This window comes from Corynebacterium falsenii (assembly GCF_020099275.1).
GTDB classification, from domain to species: domain Bacteria; phylum Actinomycetota; class Actinomycetes; order Mycobacteriales; family Mycobacteriaceae; genus Corynebacterium; species Corynebacterium falsenii.
Genome location: NZ_CP083646.1, coordinates 2,590,063 through 2,612,392, shown reverse-complemented (window position 1 = coordinate 2,612,392; position 22,330 = coordinate 2,590,063). Strand labels below are relative to the sequence as shown.

21 protein-coding genes are annotated in these 22,330 nt (G+C 64.2%); 11 read left to right on the top strand and 10 right to left on the bottom strand.

The genetic code is table 11. From position 1 onward, the window contains the following. Positions 1-137: 137 nt before the first annotated feature. Positions 138-722 (top strand): RNA polymerase sigma factor ShbA, encoded by a 585-nt coding sequence (gene shbA / locus LA343_RS11310; protein ID WP_025403444.1) that lies wholly within the window; start codon positions 138-140, stop codon positions 720-722. 276 nt (positions 723-998) lie between these two features. Then, positions 999-1,982 (top strand): hypothetical protein, encoded by a 984-nt coding sequence (locus tag LA343_RS11305; RefSeq protein WP_025403443.1) that lies wholly within the window; start codon positions 999-1,001, stop codon positions 1,980-1,982. Between the two features lie 77 nt (positions 1,983-2,059). On the opposite strand, the gene LA343_RS11300 is transcribed toward LA343_RS11305, so the two are convergent. Continuing rightward, positions 2,060-2,449, bottom strand: a complete 390-nt coding sequence (locus LA343_RS11300) for a DUF5319 domain-containing protein (RefSeq protein ID WP_039911606.1) — start codon at positions 2,447-2,449, stop codon at positions 2,060-2,062. Between the two features lie 201 nt (positions 2,450-2,650). Between LA343_RS11300 and guaB the strand changes: the two genes are divergently transcribed. From guaB to LA343_RS11285, 3 genes are read left to right on the top strand one after another with little or no spacing between them, the layout of a single operon-like run. Next, positions 2,651-4,186 carry an IMP dehydrogenase gene (guaB, locus tag LA343_RS11295; RefSeq protein ID WP_025403441.1) on the top strand — a complete coding sequence of 512 codons (1,536 nt, stop codon included), beginning with the start codon at positions 2,651-2,653 and terminating at the stop codon, positions 4,184-4,186. Positions 4,187-4,201: 15 nt separating this feature from the next. Continuing rightward, positions 4,202-5,335, top strand: coding sequence for a GuaB3 family IMP dehydrogenase-related protein (locus tag LA343_RS11290; RefSeq protein ID WP_025403440.1), 1,134 nt, complete (start codon positions 4,202-4,204; stop codon positions 5,333-5,335). Between the two features lie 60 nt (positions 5,336-5,395). Beyond that, the gene (locus LA343_RS11285; protein ID WP_025403439.1) at positions 5,396-5,845 is read left to right on the top strand and encodes a hypothetical protein; all 450 of its coding nucleotides are present in this window, start codon (positions 5,396-5,398) and stop codon (positions 5,843-5,845) included. 3 nt (positions 5,846-5,848) lie between these two features. Here the strand turns inward: LA343_RS11285 and LA343_RS11280 are convergent, their stop codons facing one another. Then, the gene (locus LA343_RS11280; protein ID WP_025403438.1) at positions 5,849-6,808 is read right to left on the bottom strand and encodes an EamA family transporter; all 960 of its coding nucleotides are present in this window, start codon (positions 6,806-6,808) and stop codon (positions 5,849-5,851) included. 187 nt (positions 6,809-6,995) lie between these two features. Here LA343_RS11280 and LA343_RS11275 point away from each other — a divergent pair, with 187 nt between their 5' ends. Then, positions 6,996-8,003, top strand: a complete 1,008-nt coding sequence (locus tag LA343_RS11275) for a LysR family transcriptional regulator (protein WP_317986478.1) — start codon at positions 6,996-6,998, stop codon at positions 8,001-8,003. 11 nt (positions 8,004-8,014) lie between these two features. After that, entirely contained in the window at positions 8,015-9,595 is a 1,581-nt protein-coding gene (gene guaA / locus LA343_RS11270; RefSeq protein ID WP_025403436.1) for a glutamine-hydrolyzing GMP synthase, read from the top strand. 66 nt (positions 9,596-9,661) lie between these two features. Here the strand turns inward: guaA and LA343_RS11265 are convergent, their stop codons facing one another. Then, positions 9,662-10,084 (bottom strand): hypothetical protein, encoded by a 423-nt coding sequence (locus LA343_RS11265; protein ID WP_039910974.1) that lies wholly within the window; start codon positions 10,082-10,084, stop codon positions 9,662-9,664. A gap of 218 nt (positions 10,085-10,302) precedes the next feature. On the opposite strand from LA343_RS11265, the gene LA343_RS11260 reads away from it, so the two are divergent. The 3 genes from LA343_RS11260 (at position 10,303) to LA343_RS11250 (ending at position 13,947) form a co-directional block, all read left to right on the top strand. Further along, positions 10,303-11,103: a hypothetical protein gene (locus LA343_RS11260; RefSeq protein WP_025403434.1), complete on the top strand. Its 801-nt coding sequence runs from the start codon at positions 10,303-10,305 to the stop codon at positions 11,101-11,103. Continuing rightward, positions 11,100-12,836: a Y-family DNA polymerase gene (locus LA343_RS11255; protein ID WP_052337583.1), complete on the top strand. Its 1,737-nt coding sequence runs from the start codon at positions 11,100-11,102 to the stop codon at positions 12,834-12,836. Before LA343_RS11260 ends, LA343_RS11255 begins: the two co-directional genes overlap by 4 nt. A 118-nt stretch (positions 12,837-12,954) precedes the next feature. Continuing rightward, on the top strand, positions 12,955-13,947 hold the full coding sequence (locus tag LA343_RS11250) for a sucrase ferredoxin (RefSeq protein WP_025403432.1): 993 nt from the start codon (positions 12,955-12,957) through the stop codon (positions 13,945-13,947). 37 nt (positions 13,948-13,984) lie between these two features. Here the strand turns inward: LA343_RS11250 and LA343_RS11245 are convergent, their stop codons facing one another. From LA343_RS11245 to LA343_RS11225, 5 genes are all read right to left on the bottom strand, one after another. After that, positions 13,985-14,665 carry a methionine ABC transporter permease gene (locus tag LA343_RS11245; protein ID WP_025403431.1) on the bottom strand — a complete coding sequence of 227 codons (681 nt, stop codon included), beginning with the start codon at positions 14,663-14,665 and terminating at the stop codon, positions 13,985-13,987. Continuing rightward, positions 14,662-15,726, bottom strand: a complete 1,065-nt coding sequence (locus LA343_RS11240) for a methionine ABC transporter ATP-binding protein (RefSeq protein WP_025403430.1) — start codon at positions 15,724-15,726, stop codon at positions 14,662-14,664. Before LA343_RS11240 ends, LA343_RS11245 begins: the two co-directional genes overlap by 4 nt. 168 nt (positions 15,727-15,894) lie before the next feature. Then, a complete protein-coding gene (locus LA343_RS11235; protein WP_025403429.1) occupies positions 15,895-16,767 on the bottom strand; it encodes a MetQ/NlpA family ABC transporter substrate-binding protein in 873 nt (290 codons plus the stop codon). Positions 16,768-17,002: 235 nt separating this feature from the next. Continuing rightward, positions 17,003-18,424: an HAD-IC family P-type ATPase gene (locus LA343_RS11230; RefSeq protein ID WP_396021865.1), complete on the bottom strand. Its 1,422-nt coding sequence runs from the start codon at positions 18,422-18,424 to the stop codon at positions 17,003-17,005. Between the two features lie 50 nt (positions 18,425-18,474). Continuing rightward, a complete protein-coding gene (locus LA343_RS11225) occupies positions 18,475-19,584 on the bottom strand; it encodes an HAD-IC family P-type ATPase (protein ID WP_224209170.1) in 1,110 nt (369 codons plus the stop codon). Between the two features lie 164 nt (positions 19,585-19,748). Here LA343_RS11225 and LA343_RS11220 point away from each other — a divergent pair, with 164 nt between their 5' ends. Then, positions 19,749-21,512, top strand: coding sequence for a helicase HerA-like domain-containing protein (locus tag LA343_RS11220; protein WP_025403428.1), 1,764 nt, complete (start codon positions 19,749-19,751; stop codon positions 21,510-21,512). Positions 21,513-21,539: 27 nt separating this feature from the next. Here LA343_RS11220 and LA343_RS11215 read toward each other — a convergent pair whose 3' ends face one another. Next, complete coding sequence (locus tag LA343_RS11215; RefSeq protein WP_025403427.1) at positions 21,540-21,968, bottom strand: DUF3349 domain-containing protein; 429 nt, start codon at positions 21,966-21,968, stop codon at positions 21,540-21,542. A gap of 60 nt (positions 21,969-22,028) precedes the next feature. After that, a complete protein-coding gene (locus LA343_RS11210) occupies positions 22,029-22,328 on the bottom strand; it encodes a hypothetical protein (RefSeq protein ID WP_052337582.1) in 300 nt (99 codons plus the stop codon). Between the last annotated feature and the right edge of the window lie 2 nt (positions 22,329-22,330).

Here is a 22,330-nt window from a genome sequence, read left to right as displayed (position 1 = left end):
GATCTTGTACTAGATCGTGTGCTGAGCGAACGCTGAGTGCTTAGGCAGTCGATCCAGTCTCGCCAGTCTTGCAGTTCCGCAAATGTGCGCGCCGCCGTTGAGGCGGAGCGGGTGACACCCGGCCGTTGGAGAAGAGTATGACAGTATCTGCAGATGTGGACACAGCCATTCAGGCTGTCGTACCTGCAGCTGCTGCGGGCGACCGGCACGCTTTGCAGGAACTTATCAACCTCATTTATCCCGCGATTCTCCGCTATTGCCGAGCCCGGGTAATTGGGCACCGCTATCCCACCGCAGAAGATGTGGCCCAAGAGGTCTGTCTTGCAATCGCCCGAGCGATGCCGACGTTCGAGGAAAAGGGGCTGCCGTTTATGGCTTTTGCCTATCGAATTGCCTCGAACAAGGTGGTCGACGCGCGCCGAGTCCACTCGCGCGATATGTCGCAGCCGACCGATGAGATGCCCGATGAAGAGATTTCTCCGGATACGCCGGAATCGGAACTTTTAAGTCTGGATTCGTGTAACGAAGTGGCGCTGCTGCTCGATGACTTAAATGAGAGATCCCGAGAGATAATTACTTTGCGGGTTTTCGGCGGATATTCCGCTGAAGAAACCGCACAGATGCTAGGACTCACATCCGGCGCTGTTCGGGTCGCTCAGCACAGAGCTTTAGCGAAGTTGAGGGAGCTTGTAGAAGAAACTCGACGGAGAGCAACTGGATAGGGAAGTGATGAAGATCACAACCCCGGGAGCTTGCGACAAATTCCGGTCACCGCGTTACTTTTATAAACTCATAGAAAACCTCAATGTCATGCAGAAATGCCTTAGTTAGAGCCTATGCTTTCAATGACACACTGCATTGACATCTCCAACTCACACCGCCCATCCGTCCACCAGCCAGCAACCCGGTTCGAACCCCGCGGAACCCACACGCCGCAGGTGATCACGAACCACCAAGGTGATAGCACCGTCCACTCCCACAAAGAAAGACCGAAAGTAATGACCAAGCGACATGAGTCCACAGGAAGCGGAGATTCGTTCTCCGAAATTCTGGCTGCCGACCGTGCCCTTGATGCTATCGGTCGCGGTGAACTATCAGCTGCTCAGACGGATGATCCCATTCTCGCGCTCCTGGCTGACGCTCGCAGTCAGTCGGAGCGCTCCATGCCACCGGCTCCGGATCTGGCAACTCTTCTCGGTGATGACTGGACTGACACGACTGATCCGATAACCCCCATGCATTCCGGATACAGTGCGTATCTCGTGTCTGCGGAGGAAAACTCGTTGACCGAGGACCCGGGTCAGAATCGCGCTCTCCGCCGCGGCGTCTCCGCATTGGCGGCAGGTAGTGCTTCTGCATCAGCGATGCTCATCGCCGGTGGCGTGGCCGCTGCCTTGGCCGTGGGTGGTCTCGGCTACGCTGCTTACACCACCACGCAGGAGAAGCTGACCAAGGACACCCCCGGGGTGAACTCCGATGATGGAGATTCCTCCCGGGCATTGTCCAGCCGAAACAGTAGGACCACGTCCACCGACGGGTCCACCACCCGTTCCACGTCGGAGCCCAACGTTGCTCCCGCTGATCCGACCACAGCAAGCACGGCTGCGCCCTCGGAACGTGATGCTGCCCCCACCGAGTCCAAGGCTGTGGAGACTACGGTGACGGGACAGGATGCCCTCCCGACCATGCCGAGCGAGTCGACTGCGGCCACCGAATCGGTTGCTCCGTCCGAACAGCCCGGGGACGGCAGCGAGGCTATCGACGCGCCAAAGTCCACCGATACCACCGATGGCACCTCCGCGGCTCGGTCCGGCGCAACCGATGCGAGCGGACGTTCCCCCAAGCCGACCTCCACGACGGCTCCCAAGCGTCCCGCCCCCGGTATCAACGGGGACGTACCTGAAGCTGCCGATGCCCAAGGGCTTCTCGGACCATTGACTCAAGCCGCTGAAGCTGCCCGGCTTCGCAACCAGGCCGACTAGGCCAATCCCCTCCGCGCGCTGAAGCCCCCGAGCAACGGCGCCGGAGGGTTTTTGTGCTGTCTAAACCCCCGCCCGGCCTAGAATCCGAACAGGAAGGGCGGACGCATGCCGTTAAATGCAAAGTCGATGGCGTCGGCGTAGCCCAGGCAATAATCCCACGTCACGTATTCATCCGGATTCGGCTTCGCGGAGGGCTCGTGCACGGGCACTGTCTCGTTGCTCAACATCGTGGTGATGTTGGATTCGATGATTGACCAGTCGTAATAGTGCGTGTCCTCACAGTCCTCGCACACCATAGAGATTCCCCGAATGCCGCGAGGCTGCAGCAGTTTGCGGAAATCACGCACGTTCCGCAAGTCTTCGTGCAACGCCTGCTTCTCGTCCTCGGTCAGCGGCGGATAGTCTTCATCGGGCTCGAGGAATGACGCAGGATCGTTGGGATCGTCAGCGAACGGATCCGGCGGCATCTGGTCATTGTTGAAATTCACACCATTTACCGTACCTTCTGCACACCCCGGAGCACACAATATTGCCAGTAAAGGCTATTGTGAGAACATCGGCTCACGAGGAATCACGCGCTAGGGAAGCACTTAGCGAAGCACCCTGCGGGCGAGCCTAGGGATGAACAGTCACACACTCAGGCACACACAAGGAAGGTCGCGCACTTCATGACTAGCCAGCAACCAGTACCCACCGGAGGAGACGATCCTAACAAGGTGTCCAACATCGGGCTGACCTTCGACGACGTTCTTCTGCTCCCTGACGCATCAGACGTGATTCCCTCCGAGGTCAACACGTCCACGAAGCTGACGCGCAACATCGAGCTGAACATCCCCATCGCTTCCGCCGCCATGGATACGGTGACCGAGGCTCGCATGGCCGTTGCCATGGCTCGCCAGGGCGGCATCGGCGTGCTCCACCGCAACCTCTCCATCGAGGATCAGGCTCAGCAGGTGGAAATCGTGAAGCGCTCCGAGGCGGGCATGGTGACCAACCCCGTCACGGCCTCCCCAGACATGACCATCCGGGAGGTCGATGACCTCTGCGCGCGCTACCGCATCTCCGGCCTTCCCGTCGTCGACGACGAGGGCACGCTGGTGGGCATCCTCACCAACCGCGACATGCGCTTTGAGTCTGACTTCTCCCGCAGGGTCTCCGAAGCCATGACCCCCATGCCGCTCGTCGTCGCCCAGGAGGGCGTGTCCACCGAGGCCGCCCTGCGCCTCCTGTCCGAGCACAAGGTGGAAAAGCTGCCCATCGTCGATGGAGCGGGCAAGCTCACCGGCCTCATCACCGTCAAGGACTTCGCTAAGCGCGAGCAGTACCCGCTGTCCGCGAAGGACTCCTCCGGACGCCTCCTCGCAGCAGCGGGCATCGGTACGGGCGAGGATGCCTGGAAGCGCGCCGGCGCCCTCGTCGATGCCGGCGTGGACGCCCTCGTGGTGGATACCGCGCATGCCCACAACCGTGGCGTGTTGGATATGGTCTCCCGCGTGAAGAAGGAATTCGGCGATCGCGTGGATGTCATCGGCGGTAACCTCGCCACCCGCTCCGCTGCCCAGGCCATGATCGATGCCGGTGCAGACGGCATTAAGGTCGGCATCGGCCCGGGCTCGATCTGCACGACCCGCGTCGTCGCAGGTGTGGGTGCCCCGCAGATCACCGCCATCATGGAGGCGTCCGTCCCGGCTCACAAGGCTGGCGTGCCGATCATCGCCGATGGTGGCATGCAGTACTCCGGCGACATCGCCAAGGCCCTTGCCGCCGGTGCTTCCACCGTCATGCTGGGCTCCATGCTTGCCGGTTCCTCCGAGACCCCAGGCGAGGTCGTGACGATCAACGGCAAGCAGTACAAGCGCTACCGCGGCATGGGCTCCATGGGCGCCATGCAGGGCCGCGGCCTGACTGGCGAGAAGCGCTCCTACTCCAAGGACCGCTACTTCCAGGCAGACGTCAATTCCGAGGAGAAGCTGGTCCCCGAGGGCATTGAGGGCCGCGTTCCCTTCCGCGGTTCCATCGAGGCCATTTTGCACCAGCACGTCGGCGGACTCCGCGCGGCCATGGGCTACACCGGCGCGGCCACGATCACGGACCTGCACAAGGCTCGGTTCGTCCAGATCACCGGTGCCGGTTTGCGTGAATCCCATCCCCATGATGTTCAGGGCATCATGGAAGCCCCGAATTACAATCCCAACGGCAGGTAGAGGCTAGTTTTCGTGATGCAGCAAGTTCAAGACATCGGTCGTTCTCGTCGCGCCCGTCGCGTGTTCGGCCTGAACCAGGTAGACATCGTCCCGTCCCGTCGTACGCGCAGCTCCCACGATGTTGATACGTCGTGGAAGATCGATGCGTACTCCTTCGACATCCCGGTGATGACGCACCCCACCGATGCTGTGGTCTCTCCGGCGTTCGCCATCGAGTTCGGCCGCTTGGGTGGTCTACCCGTGATCAATGCCGAGGGCCTGTGGGGTCGTGTCGATGATCTCGACGCCGCCCTCCAGGGCGTGGTGTCCGCAGCCAGCGAAGGGGACATCCAGCTCACCCCGCCGATCGCGGGCAACACGGAGCTGCAGCGCCTCCACTCCCTGCCCCTCGACCAGGATCTGCTGGCCGAGCGCCTCCAGGAGGTGCGCGATTCCGGCGTGCGCTTCGCCGTGCGCGTTTCCCCGCAGAACGCCCGCGAGCTGGCTCCGGCGCTGATCAAGTCCGGCCTGGACATGCTGGTGATCCAGGGCACCCTGATCTCGGCGGAGCATGTGCACCGCAGCGGTGAGCCACTGAACCTCAAGGAGTTCATCTCTAGCCTGGACGTGCCGGTCATCGCCGGTGGCGTGGTGGATTACACCACCGCGTTGCACCTCATGCGCACGGGCGCGGCGGGTGTGATCGTGGGCTCGGGCTCCACCACCAACGATCAGTCCTTGGGCATCGACGTGCCCATGGCCACCGCCATCGACGATGCGGCCGCTGCCCGCCGCGATTACCTCGACGAGACCGGCGGCCGCTACGTGCACGTTATTGCGGACTCCGAGCTGCAGACCTCTGGTGACGTCGCCAAGGCCATCGCCTGTGGCGCGGATGCCGTAGCACTCGGTGCTCCGCTGGCCACCGCGGATTGCGCGGGTGCTCCAGAGTGGTACTGGCCGGCTACCGCCGCGCACCCGAAGCTGCCCCGCGGCACCGTGGAACGCGTGGGTGCGGGCGCTCCGATTTCGCTGGAGCAGCTGCTGTTCGGGCCCACATCGTCCCCGTGGGGCGACGAGAACATCGTCGGTGGCTTGCGCCGTTCCATGGCGAAGTGTGGTTACACGGATGTCAAGAGCTTCCAGAAGGTGGATCTCGTTGTTCGCTAGGCACGTCAACTGTGCCCAACTATCCGTACACAGGGGTACTCCACGAAGGAGCGATGCACGATGAGTAAGAAGGCCCGCAAGCCTGTCGCCGTCCCAGACAGTGATCCGACCGGCTCGATGCTGCCGAAGCAGCTTCAGATTTTGTCGAAGTTGTCCATGACCTTGGGCGTGCTCGGCATCATCGCTGCGGTCATCATCTATTCGGGCTATTCCCCGGTGAAGGGTGACGAGACCGTGGAGATGAACGTGGCAGTCACCGGCGTGATGGTGGCGCTGTATTTCTTCACGTTCGCCCTGTTTGGCTGGGCGATCACGAAGGGTAAGACGTGGGGGCTGTCCGGTCTGATCCTCACCCACGTCATCTTGCTGATCATCACCTACACCGTGATCCAGTCCGGCCAGTGGTGGTTGGCGATCATCTTCGGCGTGCTCGCCGTGGGTTCGCTCTACCTGGCGTTTTCCCGCCCGTCGATGGAGTGGTACAAGAAACGCTATAGTCTGCGCCGCTAGGTGTTAGGTCCTGCGCTCCACTGTCGGCCTGCGTGGTACGGATCGGGTTCTTTTTACTCGACGCTCACCCGCAGGCCGATTACTCATTGTGGTGCCGATAGAGGCACAGACCACGAGGGCGATGGCCGCCGTGGGCAACGCGCCGAGCTCTTGGCCGAGGAAGAGAAGCCCGGCCAGTGCCGCGAAGACCGGCTCGAGGCTGAGGAGGATGCCGAAGATCGCCGGCGGCAGGCTGCGCAGGGCTGCGAGCTCCAGTGAATATGGCAGCACTGAGGCCAGCAGGGCGGTGCCGAGGGCGAGCGCGGCCGTTGTGGCGTCGGAAAAAAGAACGAGGGAGCGCGGCGCACCGACAGGGGCGATGACGAGCGCGCCGACCACCATGGCCACCGCCAGGCCCGAGGCGCCGGGGACGGTGGAGCCGACGCGCTTGCTGGCGAGGATGTAGACCGCCCAGAAAGCTGCGGCGACGAGCGCGCAGGCCACGCCGATCGGGTCGAGGGAGGTGGCGGCGCCGCCGGGGTGCGAGGTGGCGGCCGTGGTCAGGGAGTTGAGCCCGAGCAGGCCCATCCCGGCGACGGCGAGTCCGACCCACAGGTAGTCGCGGGCGTTTTTCGACAGCGCAGCGGAGAGCAGGAGCGGGCCGAGGAACTCGATGGTGACGGCCACACCGAGGGGGATGCGGGCGATGGAGGCGTAGAAAAACGCGTTCATGAGGCCGAGGGACGCACCGTAGACGGCGACGGAGCGCCAGGTGCGCGCCGACCAGGAACGTGCCTTGGTGGGCGGGGCGACGACCACGAGGAAGACGGCGGCGATGGCGAGGCGGACGAAGGTGACGCCCCACGAACCGGCGTACGGAAACAGTTGCGTGGCCAAGGCAGCACCGGCCTGGAGGGAGGCGCAGGAGCCGAGGACGAGGGCGACGGCGGGCAGCGGTGCGCTGGCGGGGGCGGGGGTGGACATGGATGCGATTGTGCCTGGCCAAAATAGGTTACGTCTAGCGACGGTTTATGGATTGCGTCTGTAAGACTTGCTTACGCATAGGGAGGTGGGGGACGCTAGAGGGGAAGAACAACGCAAGCGAGCGACACACACTGAGCTGGAGAAGTGAGAGGGGCGACGAGCTGTGCTGAACCTGGCGCGGTTAGCCATGTTGAGGGAGCTGCAACGCACGGGGACGATGACCGCGGCGGCGGAATCGCTGCACTACACGCACTCGGCGATCTCGCAGCAACTGGCGCAGCTCGAGCGGGAAACCGGGTACACGCTGTTCGAGAAGGTCGGGCGGCGCGTGGAGCTCACCGAGCAGGGGGCGATCCTGGCGGACTACGCTGTGCAGATGCTTGCGCTCTCGGAGGAGGCCGAGGCGGCGCTGGCCGGGTCGCATAGGCAGGTGCGTGGGGTGCTGCGGGTGGCGTCGTTCCAAACGATGGTGGCTACGGTGGTGCCACAGGCGCTGAATATGCTGCAGGAGCGGCACCCGGACCTCACGGTGGAGATTACCCAGGACGAAGGCGCGCGGGCGACCGAGAAGCTGTTCAGCAAGCAATTCGACGTGGTGCTGGACGAGGACTACCCGGGGGTATCGCTGCCGCTGCGCCCAGGCGTGCACCGGGAGAACATCTTTGAGGACCCCATGCGGCTGGTCACCCCGGCGACGGGACCGTGGAGCGAGGTGGAGTCACTGGAAGAGCTCAGCGATGCCGCATGGGTGCTGGACCCCGCCGATGGCGCGCCGGGAATCTGGGCGCGGGCGATGTGCCGCCAGGCGGGATTTGAGCCGAAGGTGCAATTCGAATCCGTGGACGCGCTGCTGTTTAAACACCTTGTGCGCGAGGGGCACGCGGTGGCGTTCCTGCCGGATCTGCTGCTGGTCGATGAGGTGGGCACGGCCGGTGGGGGACATGCCGGTGGTTCGCAGTCCGGTGGCTATGACGCTCGGGGTGCGACGATGCGGGTGCTGTCCCTGCCGAACAACCCAATCCGGTCGCTCTACACGACGGTGCTTGAAGGGCGGCAGCATCACCCGGCGATCAAGGCATTCCGAGCTGCGATTTTCGAGGCGGCTCATGGGGCTGCCCAGGAGGTATCGCACAGTGCAGCGCCGGAGGCGGATGCGGGGCTGGGGCCTGTTTCCGGCGCACAGGCCAAAAGGTAAGGTAAGTAGGCGTGACACAAACTGATAATCACCAACATCCACGTCCTGTTCTGGTGGTGGACTTCGGCGCCCAGTACGCGCAGCTCATTGCGCGCCGAGTGCGCGAGGTCAACCTGTACTCGGAGGTCGTTTCGCACACGATGAGTGCGGACGAGGTGGCCGCGAAGAACCCGGCAGCGTTGATCCTGTCGGGCGGCCCGTCCTCGGTGTACGAGTCCGGCGCCCCGGCGCTGCAGGAAGGCCTGCTGGAGCTCGGCGTGCCCGTATTCGGCATCTGCTATGGTTTCCAGGCCATGACGAACGCCCTGGGCGGCAAGGTCGAGAAGACCGGCCTGCGCGAGTACGGCCGCACCGACCTGACCATCACGGGCGGCGATCTGCACGCGGGCATGGGTGAGACCCAGCCGGTGTGGATGAGCCACGGTGACTCGGTCTCCGAGGCCCCGGAGGGCTTTAGCGTGACCGCCACGACCGCCGGTGCTCCGGTGGCGGCGTTTGAGTGCCCCGCCAAGAAGATGGCGGGTGTGCAGTACCACCCGGAGGTGCTGCATTCGGTGAAGGGCCAGGAGGTGCTGCGCCGCTTCCTGCTGGATTTCGCTGGCCTGGAGCCCACGTGGACCCCCGGCAACATTGCCGACCAGTTGGTGGAGGACGTTCGCGCCCAGGTGGGCGAGGAAGGCCGCGCCATCTGTGGCCTGTCCGGCGGCGTGGACTCTGCCGTGGCGGCGGCCCTGGTGCAGCGGGCGATCGGTGATCGCCTGACCTGTGTGTTCGTCGATCATGGCCTGCTGCGTCAAGGTGAGCGCGAGCAGGTGGAAAAGGACTTCGTGGCAGCCACCGGCGCCAGGTTGGTGACGGTCGATGAGCGCGAGGCATTCCTGAATAAGCTCGCCGGCGTGTCCGAGCCGGAGGCGAAGCGCAAGGCGATTGGCGCGGAGTTCATCCGCTCCTTCGAACGCGCGGTGGCCGGCGTGCTCGAATCCGCTCCGGAAGGCTCCAGCGTGGACTTCCTCGTGCAGGGCACGCTGTACCCGGACGTCGTGGAATCCGGCGGCGGCAGCGGTACCGCGAACATCAAGAGTCACCACAACGTGGGCGGCCTGCCGGACGACGTGGAGTTTGAGCTCGTTGAGCCGCTGCGCCTGCTGTTCAAGGACGAGGTTCGCGCGGTGGGTCGCGAGCTGGGTCTGCCTGAGGAGATTGTTGCTCGCCAGCCTTTCCCGGGCCCCGGCCTGGGCATCCGCATCATCGGCGAGGTGACCGAGGAGCGGTTGGAGACGCTGCGCAAGGCCGATGCCATTGCCCGCGCCGAGCTGACTGCCGCTGGACTGGACAACGTGATCTGGCAGTGCCCGGTGGTTCTCTTGGCCGATGTGCGCTCGGTGGGTGTGCAGGGCGACGGTCGCACGTATGGTCACCCGATCGTGCTGCGCCCGGTGTCTTCTGAAGACGCCATGACGGCGGACTGGACCCGAGTTCCCTACGACGTGCTGGAGCGCATCTCGACCCGCATCACGAATGAGGTTGATGAAGTCAACCGCGTGGTCGTGGACATTACGTCCAAGCCGCCGGGAACCATCGAGTGGGAGTAATACACGCATGAGGGAGGAGCACGCAGTGTGCTCCTCCCTCATGGCGTTGGTGGGGATGGGGGTGCGCTAGTGCTTGGTGTTTCCCGTGCTGGTGCGCTGGGGCTTGATGTGCGCTGTGCCGTCGATCTGCGGGTAAACGAACCATGCGTAGGCGCTGGCAACGACCCAGATGATGACCATGAGTACCCAAGAACGGGTGCTCATGAGGGGCAGGACCATGAGTGCCAACCAAAGGGGGAAGAGGGGCATCACCTGCGCGGCGCTCGTGCGGTAGCGCTCACCGCGCTTTTCCACTTCTGCTCGCACCTGTTTGCGGTAGGGGTGGCTAAACGTCATCAGCAGTGCGATGCCCACGCTCGCGATCAGCACGATTGCCTGGAAACCGGGGGCCAGGGGAGCGATCATGATGCCCACGGCGAGGCCGAAGAACAGGGACCCGACCGCGCGGACTGTTGTGGGTGGTTGGATCACGGGTGCTGAAGCATTCATGGGTATCTAGTGTAGCGGGGCTGGGTGCGGTGCTGGTGGAGGCGCTGGTGAAGCTGTGGGTAGAGCTGGGCGTTTGACGGTCGGGTTGGGTGGGGATAATCTTTGCTTGTGTCGAAACTGTGTTCTAAAAAAGTTTTCACTGCGTGGAGCACTGTCGTTCTCGACCGGTACACCTAGATATCAACAGTGCACTGGAAGACTGGAAGGAGGTGAGGACGATGGAGCCGGTACGGTTACAGTCCATTGCGAACGAGGCTACCCGTTCCGATAACACTATCGATACAACGATCTCGCTGCTACGAGAAAAGATGCAGCGCATCGAGGGGCGTGGGCCTGCGACAGCACTCCAGCACTCGGCGCAGGGCCGCGTTGAGGGTGGCGCGAGTCGGGCACACGCAGGTGTGGCACCGGCCCCGTCGTGGTTGGCGCCGCACCTAGCGAGCGGTGGCTTTCCCCGTGGTACAGCCACCCAGATTTCCGCCTGCCCGGCGGCTCTCGTGGATATCCTCGCTGGGCTCACCGCCCAGGGCGGGTGCGCGGCCGTGGTCAATCATCCGCGCCTTGCCCTTGCCGCCGTGGAGGCGGCCGGTGGTGATCTGGAACGTTTGGTGATCGTCCCCGATGCCTCACCGCATGCCGCTGCTGTGGTGGCGACATTGGCTGAGGGCATGGACATGGTGGTGTTTTCTGCCGCCTCGGATGCCAATGCGCGCGGTGAGCTCCACTCCGGGTTTGTCCGCCCCGTGGATGCGCGCGTGAATAAGAGCACGTGCGCGCTGCTCGTCAGCGGTGCCACGTGGCCGTCCGCCCGGCACCATGTGGAAGTAGATGTGTACGCCGTGCACGGTTTGGGGCGCGGCAGCGGTCGGGTACGCGGCATCGAATTGGTCGGCAAGACGTGGGGCAAGGCGCAACCCCCGCAGCGCTTCCAGGCCACAATTGGTGCCCCGGAAACCCACGCACCCGCACATCTCGCACATCCTACACATCCCGCACAGCATGAACGGGCGGCGCAATGAGTGCGCCCTTGCGTGCGGGCACCGCTCATACCACCGTGCACCGCCGCGTGGCGGTGCTGTGGTTCCCGGATTGGCCGGTGTACGCCATCGGGCAGGCTCAAGGGTGGAACGTCCTCGAACCCGCAGCCGTCATCAGCGAGTACCGGATCCTGGCCTGCAACGCGGTGGCCCGCAGGGCCGGGGTGAAAGCGGGCATGAAGCAGCGTCACGCCCTGGCCACGTGCCCCGGGCTGAACGTCGCTGCCGATGACCCCGCCCAACAAGCAGCAGTGCACGAGGATGTACTGACCGCGCTCGATGCCGTGGCCGCCGGTGTGGAAACGATCAGGCCGGGATTGCTCGCGTTCCCCATGCACTCACTGGCCCGTTTCTACGGCAGTGAGGACATCGCCGGGCAGAAGCTCCTCGATGCCGCCGCACGCATGCAGGCCGATTGCCTGCTGGGCACAGCTGATGACCTCATCACCGCCGTGTGGGCCGCGCGTGTGGGCAGGAACATCGGCCCCGGCGAGGCCCAACCGTTCATTTCCGCGCTGCCGATTACCGCCCTGACGATCGAGCCGTCCCTGCATGGTCCCACCGGGCTCGTCACCACGTTGAACCAGCTGGGAGTGCGCACCCTCCGCGATTTCGCGGCCCTGCCCGTGGCGGAGGTGGCCGCGCGGTTCGGTCAAGAAGCCGTGGTGTGGCATCGGGTTGCCTGCGGGGATGCCGACCGAGACGTCTCCCCACGCCGCGTGGCCGAGCCCCTCGAGGTGAGCTACGAGGCCCCGGATCCGATCAGTCGCACGGAGACGGCGGCGTTCGTGGCTCGCCACGTCGCGGCTCAGCTGCATGCTTTATTGTTCGACGCCAACAAGTCCTGCACCCGCTTGGCAGTCCGTGCGCATCTGCAACCGCCAGAAGGTTACGAGGGGCCCACCACGATTGAGCGCGTCTGGCGCTGCCGCGAGCCCCTCACCGAGGAGGAGACAGCTCAGCGCATCCGCTGGCAGTTGGATGGGTGGATCACCCGGCTGCGGGGTGACGATGCGCAGTCGCGCTCGGATCAGCGGTCGGCTATGCCGGATACCTCCGAGTGGACAGACCACACCGTGGGCGTGAGCGCCATCGAGCTCTGCCCAGTGGAGGTCATCACGGCGGGCAGCGTGAAGGTCCCGCTGTGGGGCGGGCCGGATGATGGCATCCGCGCCGCCCGCGCGGCCGCTGGCCGGGCGCAGGCGCTCATTGGCACGCACGCGGTGCGTCGAGCGGTGCACCGTGGTGGGCGTGCCGTGGCGGGGCGCATCCGCACCGTGCCGTATGGAGAAGACGACCCCGAGGAATTGTCGCAGCTACCAACTACCCGGTGGGAAGGGGAGCTGCAGGCACCACTACCGGGGTTGATCGGGGCGCCCGCAGGGGGAGCGGACACGAGTGCCTCCTCGGCTCGACACCCGGCAGCTGCCATTGGACTGCGCGATGCCTACGGCCAGCCCGTCTACGTCACCGGCCGTGGCCTCATGAGCTCCCCGCCCGAGACAATGACGTGGGGCAGGGCGACTTACCGGGTCACTGGGTGGGCGGGTCCGTGGCCCGTCGACGAAGACTGGTGGGCGGCAGGCAAGCGCTACGCGCGGCTGCAGGTCGCTATAGAAAACAACCCCGGCGATGCAACGGGCACGGGCCAGTCCTCGAGTGCTTTCTTGCTGGTGTGTAAAGGGACGCGGTGGCGGATCGAGGCCACGTACTAGAACTCGCACTAAAAAACCGCTTCCCCAAGCCCAGCGCGGCACAGTATCGAATCACTACCGAATCACTACCGAATCACTACCGATTCGTTGACACCCACTCAGTGATAGCCTGAGGGGCATGTCAACGCGACGAAACCCCAACGCAGGAGCCCCCAGCCATCCCGATGTTGTGGGTGGCTGTTCCTCCATCACCACCGAAGCCCTCCCCGGCACTGCCAAGCAGGCCAGGGTCGTCATCGCCCTCGAGTACTTCACCAACTGGGGCCACGACATTCTCGACGGCGAAGCCCTCGGAAAAGAACTCGCAGGCAAGATCAAAAAGTTCCTCAAAGACAACGGCGCTGCGCTGCACTTCATCCGCAAACCCGGTCGCGATGGGCAAGAGCGAGTGGAGCGCCCCACGCGCGCCCTCTACATCGCCTGGGCCGACGGCCGCTCCGGCACCTCCACCGAGGAGCCGACGGATCCTGTGCTCGAATACATGGAAGTCGCTGGCCCGGAAAGCATCCTGGACCTCGACCTCACCACGCCGGGGCACACCCCGGGGGCCACGGTCATGAGCAACCCCATCCTGCTGGTCTGCACGCACGGCAAGCGAGACACCTGCTGCGCCGTGTTCGGCCGACCCCTCGCCGACAAACTAGCAACGATCTATCCCGCCAACGTGTGGGAATCCTCCCACACCAAGGGTCACCGCTTCGCCCCGTCGATGATCCTGCTGCCCTCGAACTACTCCTATGGCCGAGTGACGGAAGACCAAGGCGCGGCACTCCTCGATGCCGCCGCGAGCGGTCGTTTATCTCTCGACGCCAACCGCGGCAGAGGCGTCTGGGACGTTATTGGTCAGGTCGCGGAGCTGGCTGCAGCGCAGTACATGGTGGATGCTGGGGCGCCAGTTGCGCCCGCACAGTTGCAGGTCAGCGAGCCAGAAAAAGCACCAAAGAAGTCCGAGCACGCCGTGCGTCTCGTGCACGATCCCCGCGGCGGCGTCACCTACGAGGTGCGCCTCGAGAAGCGCCACACGGGCACGGCGGTGTCATCGTGTGGGGATAAGCCGAAAGATGCTTACGGCTGGGTCGCAGAAAGCGTTGAGCCCCACACATCCGCCTAAAAAGGGGGAAGGGTGGGGCGTCGCCGCTGAAGAAAAACTAGCGGCGCATAACCTTCTTGGCCAGCAGGTTGCCGCCGATCTGCGCGATCTGGACGATCACGATGATGACGGCCACGGTGGTCCACGTGACGGCGTCGTTGAAGGAACGGTAACCGTAGACAATGGCGAAGTCACCCAGGCCGCCAGCGCCGATGTAGCCCGCCATGGCGGACATATCCACGATGGCGATGAACATGAACGTGAAGCCCAGGATCAGCGGGCCGAGCGCCTCGGGGACGATCACCGTGAGGATGATCTTCCACGGCGAGGCGCCCATGGACTTGGCCGCCTCAATCACGCCGGGATCGATGGTGACGAGGTTCTGCTCCACGATGCGCGCGGCGCCGAATGTCGCGGCCACGACCATGCCCACGATCGCGGCTTGGATGCCGATACGGGTGTGAACCAGCAAGTCAGTCAGCGGGCCGATGGCACTGATCAAGATGATGAACGGGATCGGTCGAATCACGTTCACCACAATGTTGGCCACCCAGTACACCGGCTTGTTGGCCAACAGGCCGCCCTCGCGGGTGGTGTAGAGGACCATGCCGATGAGCAGGCCGAGCACACCGGAGATCACCAGGGTGACCGCGACCATGTACAGCGTCTCGTAAATGGCCTTTTCGAACGTGCCGCCCAGGCGGTCCCAATCCATCTGGGCCAGGATCATCGTGGTCATTTGATCTCCTCAATTTCCGTGGAGCCGTGCAGGGACTGGTAGAACTCGTCGATGGCCTTCTCGCCGTCGGGGGTGTGAGCCGTGAGGCGGAGTGTCAGGCGGCCGAAGCTGTGGTGCTGCAGGGTGGTCACGCCGCCGTGGACGATGTTTACGCTCACGCCGGCTTCGGACACGCGCGATACGGCGTCGAAAATTCCGATGCCCTCGGCCATGGTGATCGTGAACAACCGGCCGGTGCCCTGCTGGAGCTCATCGGCCTCGATCTGATCCGGGGTGTTGCGCAGAGACGTTGCCACGAAGTTCGCGGCCGTGGCGGTTTGCGGGTTGGAGAAGACCTCGTAGACGCTGCCCTGCTCCACGATCTCGCCGTTTTGCATCACCACCACGTTGTCGGCGATGGAGCGAACAACCTCCATCTCGTGGGTGATGACCACAATCGTGATGCCGAACTCGCGGTTTACCTTGCGCAGCAGCTCCAGCACGTCGCGCGTGGTGGAGGGGTCGAGGGCGCTCGTGGCCTCGTCGGCGAGGAGCAGGCTGGGGTTCGTGGCCAGAGCGCGGGCGATACCCACGCGCTGCTTCTGGCCGCCAGAGAGCTGCTCCGGGTAGGACTTGCCCTTATCGGCCAGGCCGACGAACTCGAGGAGCTCCTGCACGCGCTTGTCGCGCTCGCTCTTGCTCATGCCCTGCAGCTTCAACGGGTAGGCCACGTTGCCCGCGACATTGCGGGAGCTGAACAGGTTGAACTGCTGGAAGATCATGCCAATGTCCGTGCGCAGCTTGCGCATGCGAGACTCCGGCAGCGGCACGATGTCTTGACCATCGAGGAGGATCTGCCCGCTGGTCGGACGGTCCAGGCCGTTGATCTGGCGCACGAGGGTGGATTTACCAGCACCGGAGTAACCGATGATGCCCACGATGGTGCCACCGGGGATGGTGGTGGTCACGTTTTTCAGGGCGTGAACTTCCTTCTTGCCCTGCTTGAAGACTTTGGTGACGTCTTTGAATTCGATGGTGGTGCCAACGCGACGTTCGGCGACGTCCGCAGTGTTGTCGGCCATGAAAACCCCTAGTGTGTGACGGGTTGAAAAGGTTAAGCGTGATGGGTGGTGCCATGGGTGGTACCTAGCCGGGCGGCAATGACCGCTGACGGCACACGGCCACCGGCAATAGCTGAACCCGCGAGGGTCAGTTGTTGCACGGTGGCCCGGGTGGCGCTGACGAGGTGATTAACCCTGCTGGCGGATCTTCTCCTCGATGCCCTTGAGGATCTTTTCCAGCTCGGGCTCACCCATGGTCACGGATACGGACGTGCCCTTGGACTGCTCCTCAATAGCCTTCTGCACCTCGGGGGAGTGCCAGACGTCCACGAGCTTGAGTAGCTGCGGATCGTCCTTGCGCTCGGCGGTGGTCACGAAGGCGTTGATGAACGGCTGCGCGGACGGGGACTTCGGATCATCCTTGGCGACGGCGCTGCGGGGGTCGATGCCACCGCGGTCGAGGAAGGAGTTGTTGATCACGGCCGGGGTGCCGTCCTTGTAGGCGGTTACGGTCTGAGCTGCGTCGACCGGGGTGATCTTCACCTTGGATTTGTCGGTATCCAGGTCAGCCGGGGTGGGGGTCAGCAGATTGTCATCCTTGAGCTTGACCAGGCCGTTGGAGGCCAGCATGTGCAGAGCGCGGCCCTGGTTGGTCGGGTCGTTGGGGATGGCGACCTCGCCCTTTTCCTCCACGGACTTCACGTTGTCGTGGTCCTTGTAGTACAGCGCGAGCGGGATGATCTCCGTGGCGCCGATGGGCGTGAGGTTGCTGTTGTTCTTGACGTTGTAGTCGGCCAGGAACATCAGGTGCTGGAAGTTGTTGACGTCAATCTGGCCATCCTGCAGTGCGCGGTTGGGCAGGTTGTAGTCGCTGAAGGGCACGAGTTCCACGTTCAGACCGTCAGTCTTGGCCTGCTCCTGGAATACCTGCCACTGCTTCTGGCCTTGGTCGGTGGTGCCGACCTTGATGGTGTCTCCGTCATCTCCGCCGCCGCAGGCAGCGAGGGAGAACGCGGCGGCCACGGCGGTGATTCCCGCGAGGGTCTTGCGTCGAAGGGACATGGGGCCTCCTAGGGCTTGGGGATTGCGTTGCCGCAGCCATAGGTGGGCAGCGGCGTGGACATTCTTAGTTGTGGTAAACCTAGCACCCGCCGCGAATGTGAACAACTTAGTCTATATTCACCAGAATGATTACCCCCACTAGGGCGGTGAGCACGATATTTAGCTCCCGCCCCGCCCAAATTTATGCGAACTGCTTGGTCTGTTGGACTCTTCGCGGGCAATGCCACCGCCGCGCCTACACATGCCCCAGCATCTGCGGCCCGCGCTCCACACCGGCCTTCCGCGCCTCGTACCCATCGAGGAACCGGTACGTTCCCAGCTTCACAACATCCATCACGACCATCCACACCAAGTTGTAGATCCACACGAAGCCCACGAGCGCCCACGGCAGCGCCGGGATGCCCAGGAACCCGGAACCGATGCCGCACAGCATGAGGTGCCCGCCGACCACGAGCTGCAGGAACATCGCCGTTTGGATATGCGGCCCGTCGAGCAGCCCACCCCACAGCGTGGTGCCTTCGCGGTCGATGAAGAACACGAGCAAGCCGAAGGTCTGGATCACTGCCACGAGCCCCAGGATCGTGGAGATGGACAGCACCCGCGGCATGTTCCACCGCACCGGGGTGGGGGAGATGCGCGTGTTGTCGTAGGCGATCGTCATGATCGGGATGTCATCGAGCAGCGCCAGCAGAATCATCATCACCGGCGTCAGTGGCACGAACGACCCGCTGATGCCCTCCACGTGCTGGAAGCAGATGATTGCGGCGACCACGAACAGCATCACGTCCATCGTCATGGCGATGCGGTAGATGGTGTAGGACATCATGCGTTCGAAGATCTTGCGCGCCGCCTCGATGGCGTTGATGATCACGCTCAGTCCCGGCGCGGTGAGTACGAGGTCGGCGGCGGCGCGCGCGGCATCGGTGGCTCCTTGCACGGCCACGCCGGCGTCGGCCTGTTTGAGTGCCGGGGCGTCGTTGACACCGTCGCCGGTCATCGCCACGATGTGCCCACGCGATTGCAGGGCCTTGACGATGCCGTACTTGTGCTCGGGGAACACGCGGGCGAACCCATCTGCCCGGTCGATGCGTTCGGCCAGGTCGGGGCCGATGTGGTCGGGGTCAACCCCCTCAAACATCTCGGAGGCCGGCCGGATGCTCGTGCCCATCCCCAGCTGCCCGGATATCTCGGAGGCGATGGCCGTGTCGTCGCCGGTCACCATCTTCACGCGCAGCCCGTATTTCTTCGCCGCCGCGATGGTCTCGGCCGAGTCCTCGCGCGGTGGATCGGATAGCGGCAGGATACCCATGAACTCCCAGGTTGCCTTTGCGGCGACGCCACCAGCCCCCGCAGTGTCGAGGGCGGCCGAGGTATCGTCGCCGCGCAGCGGCTGGGATTTCGCCACGGCGAGGGTCCGATAGCCGTGTGCAGCGAGGTCGTGCACTGTGGCGTCGATAGCCTTGGCATCGTCGGGCGAGAGATCGCAGAGGTCTGTCACGACCTGTGGCGCACCCTTGGTGACGAGGAACGTGGTGCCTTCGGCGTCGGTGATGGTGGCCTGCGTGCGCTTGGAGACGGGGTCGAAGGGGACGAATAGGCGCGTGGTGAAGCGGTTGGTGGCGTGGGGGTCGCTGAGCGTGGCGAGTGTGGCGAGCACGGCGTTGTCGATGGCGTCGTTGCTGTCGGCGTTGCAGGCTAGCGCGGCGGCTAGCGTGCAGTCCTCGGCGGTGACGGCGCTCGGGACCAGACGGGGGCGTCCACGCTCAAGCGGTTTTGGGTGAGCGTGCCGGTCTTATCGGAGCACAAGACGTCCACACCGGCCATTTCCTCGATGGCTTGCAGGCGCGAGACAATGGCCTTCGCTTTGGATAGCGCCAGCGCGCCCAGGGCCATGGTGATGGATAGCACCGCGGGCATGGCCACCGGGATGGCGGCCACGGCGAGGACGAGTACGAATTTGCTGAGCCCCAGGACACCGTCGAGTGTGAGCCGGTCTCCGGAGATGAGGCGCTGCAGCAGCACGACGGTCAGCACGGTGCACAGTCCGAGGGCAACGAGGATGAGGAAGTTGCCGATCTTCATCACGGCCTGTTGGAAGTGCGAGGTCGTGGATGCGTTGGCCACGAGGCTGGCGGTCTTGCCGAAGAAGGTGTGGGAGCCGGTGCAGCAGACAATGCCGACCATCTCGCCCTGCTTGGCGACCGACCCGGAGTAGGCGACGTTGCCTACTTTCTTGCTCACCGGCAGCGATTCGCCCGTGAGCGCGGCCTGGTCGATGGAGAGGTAATCGCCGCTGATGAGCACGCAATCGGCGGGGATAACATCGCCCAGCCGGAGGCGGACCACGTCGCCGGGAACCAGCGAATCCGCGGGGACTTCTCCCCACTGGCCGTCGCGCTTGGCGCGTGCCGTGAGGGCGAGGCCCTTCTTCAGCGCATCGAGCGCGTTGGCGGCGCGGTGTTCCTCCCAGAAACCAATGCCGGCGTTGAACAGCAGCAACGCGGTAATGATGATGAAGTCGTTGTAGTCCTGGGCGATGGCCGACATGATGGCGGCGATCTCGATCATCCAGGGAATGGGACCCCAGAAGTAGCGCAGGAATTGCTTGAGGGCGCTGTCCTTCTTCTCCTCCAGCGCATTCGGCCCGGCGCTGGCTAGGCGACGCTTCGCTTCGTCACTGCTCAGGCCGTCCTCTGTGCAGTTGAGGGTCTGCAGCAGTTCGGGAATGGGGGTGGAATCTATCTTTTCGCTGTCCGGCTGGGTGAACCCGCCGGTGGTGGGTTGGGGATCGGTTGTGAGATCTTTCGTGGGCCGCATGGTGCCTTCTTTCAACGTGATCCAATAAAGATCCAGGTCATCACGTCGCTGTCACCGGGCTGGCGGTGACGACCGGGGTGTGTGCGCGGTGGCAGTGTTCGCATCTGGCCTTCACTTTTCATGGTAGCGCGCCGGGGCGGCCTGCATCCTTATATCCTTAGCCCATGGATAACGCTGAACTCGCTCGGCTGAAGGCCGAAGCCGCTGCTGCCGCTGCCCGCGCGGCTCGCGCCGAAGCAGAGGCCGCCGAAGCTGCCCTGCAGGCGGCACTGCTCGCTGGGGGAGAGAATCCGTCGGCAGAAGACACTACACCGGCCGAACCGGCCCCCAGCGGCTACGCCGCCACCGTTGCCGAGGCCTACCGCGTGGGTGCCGACCCCCGCACCGGCGTGCAGCTGGGAGCCATGATTGATGACAATGATGCACCCCTGTCCCGCGTCCAGGTCGGTATCCCCCTGGCGACGTTGAACCGGCACGGCCTGATCGCGGGCGCAACCGGCACGGGTAAGACGCGTACTCTCCAGCTCGTCGCGGAGAATCTGTCCACCGCGGGTGTGCCTGTCTTCCTCACCGACGTGAAAGGCGATCTCACGGGCCTGCTCGAGCCGGGGCAATCGAGCGATAAGCTCGTGCGGCGCACCCAGTCGCTCGGCCAGCAGTGGCAAGGGAGGGGCTTTCCGGTGGAGCTCATGCGTCTCGGCGGGGACAGCTCCACCACCCTCGTGGGCACTCCCATCCGCACGTCGGTGACGGATTTCGGCCCGCTCATGCTCTCGCGCGTGCTCGGCCTCAACGAAACCCAGGAATCCGCGCTGTCGCTGATCTTCCACTGGGCCGACACCCAAGGCCTAGAGCTCATCGACCTCAACGATATTCGCGCGACCGTCGACTTCCTCACTAGCGCCGAGGGCAAGGACGAACTGCGCACGATAGGTGGCATTTCCTCCGCAACGGCCGGCGTGATCCTCCGCGAGATCGCCGCGCTGCAGGCGCAGGGTGCCGACCAGTTCTTCGGCGACCCGGCATTCGATACCGTCGATCTGCTGCGGTCCAGCGCCGACGGCATGGGAGTCATCACCGCGCTGCAGCTCCCGGAACTCACCACGCGCCCGGAGTTGGCCACCACGCTGATCATGTGGTTGCTGGCGGACCTGTTCAGTGCCCTGCCGGAGGTCGGCGACCTAGACAAGCCAAAGCTCGTGTTCTTCTTTGACGAGGCCCACCTGCTCTTCCGCGGTGCCAGCAAAGCATTCCTTGACCAGGTGATCAACACCGTCCGCCTGATTCGCTCCAAGGGTGTGGGCATCGTCTTCGTCACGCAGTCGCCCACCGATCTGCCAGCCGAGGTGCTCGCCCAGCTCGGCGCCCGCGTCCAGCACGCCCTGCGTGCCTTCACCCCGAAGGACGCGAAGAATCTGAAGGCCACGGTGGAGACGTACCCGACGTCCCCACTGGACCTCGAAGCCGTGATTCGCGGGCTGGGAACCGGCGATGCCGTGGTGACCGTGCTCAGCGACGATGGCGCCCCCACCCCAGTCGCTCCCGTCCGGTTGCGCGCACCGCAATCGGTCATGGGCCCAGCTTCCGCTGATGCACTGCAGCAGGCAGTGGCATCCAGCAGCCTCGCGCCGAAGTACGCTAACGCCGTGGATCCCCGCAGTGCCTACGAAAAGCTCGCGGAACGCACGGCCGATGCGACCGCGCGGGCGGAGCAGGAGAAAGAGCAGCAGCGCCTCGCCAAGGAAATGCAGCAGCTCGAGCGCGAACAGGCGCGCGAGGAAGCTCGGCGTGCTAAGGAAGAAGCCCGGCGCGCCGAGCAGTTCGAGCGCGAGCGCAACAGGCTCATCGGAAGCGTGCTGCGCTCGGTGGGCGGGCAGCTGGGCCGCGAGATCACCCGTTCCGTGTTCGGCACCTCCCGGCGCCGGTAAACAGGGGACTCCAGAGGAGGAGCGGCCTTAGGGGTTCGTCGGGCTGTCGCGGAGAAATTCGTCCTCCGATGCCTGCCGCAACCGCGCGGCCACCCGTTCGATGTCGGCGTTATCCGGTTGGCTGTTCACCGCGCGCCGGATGTAGTCCTCGATCTCGTTATCGGGGATGAGGAATAGCTCGCACTCATCCTCCGGCGTGAGGGGGATATCGGCCTGCTTCTTGGCCTCGATGAGCGCCCGCTGGTCCCGCATGATGGCGTGAACGACCTGGGAGACTTCGGCGTCGGTAAAACGATGCTTGAGGACCAGCATGAGTGCTTCAGCCTGATTGGCGGGAACTCCATCCGGAAATCCCTTGTAGATCCAGCGCCGGATGCGCTCGATCCAGTCCAGCGATTCATTCGGCGACTTGGGAGACTTTGACGGCTCGTTGGTGGGGGAAAAATCTTCTGGCACGGGTCACGCTCCAAAGGTGTTGTGGTGAGGGGTTGGCGGTGAGGGGTTGGCTATGGCGGACTAGCCGTCAGACTTGTTGGCGGTTCCGAATAGATCGACGCCGGTGTAGTGGGCGATGGTCGAATCCATGAGCCACAGGATACCGATGACGATCACGACCAGGCAGAAGAGGAAGAGGCCTACGGCCAGGAACTTTTGGATCGGCCTGGGCGGGTTGTCCGGCGTACCGGCTTCCAGCCGAACGCCGATGGCGAAGAGCACGGGCAGGCCGGAGCCGAGGATGATGGCGACGATGAGCACGTTGAGGAGCGCGTGCCCCATCTGCACGTACGTCTCGGCGCTAGCGGCGAGGGTCATCATGG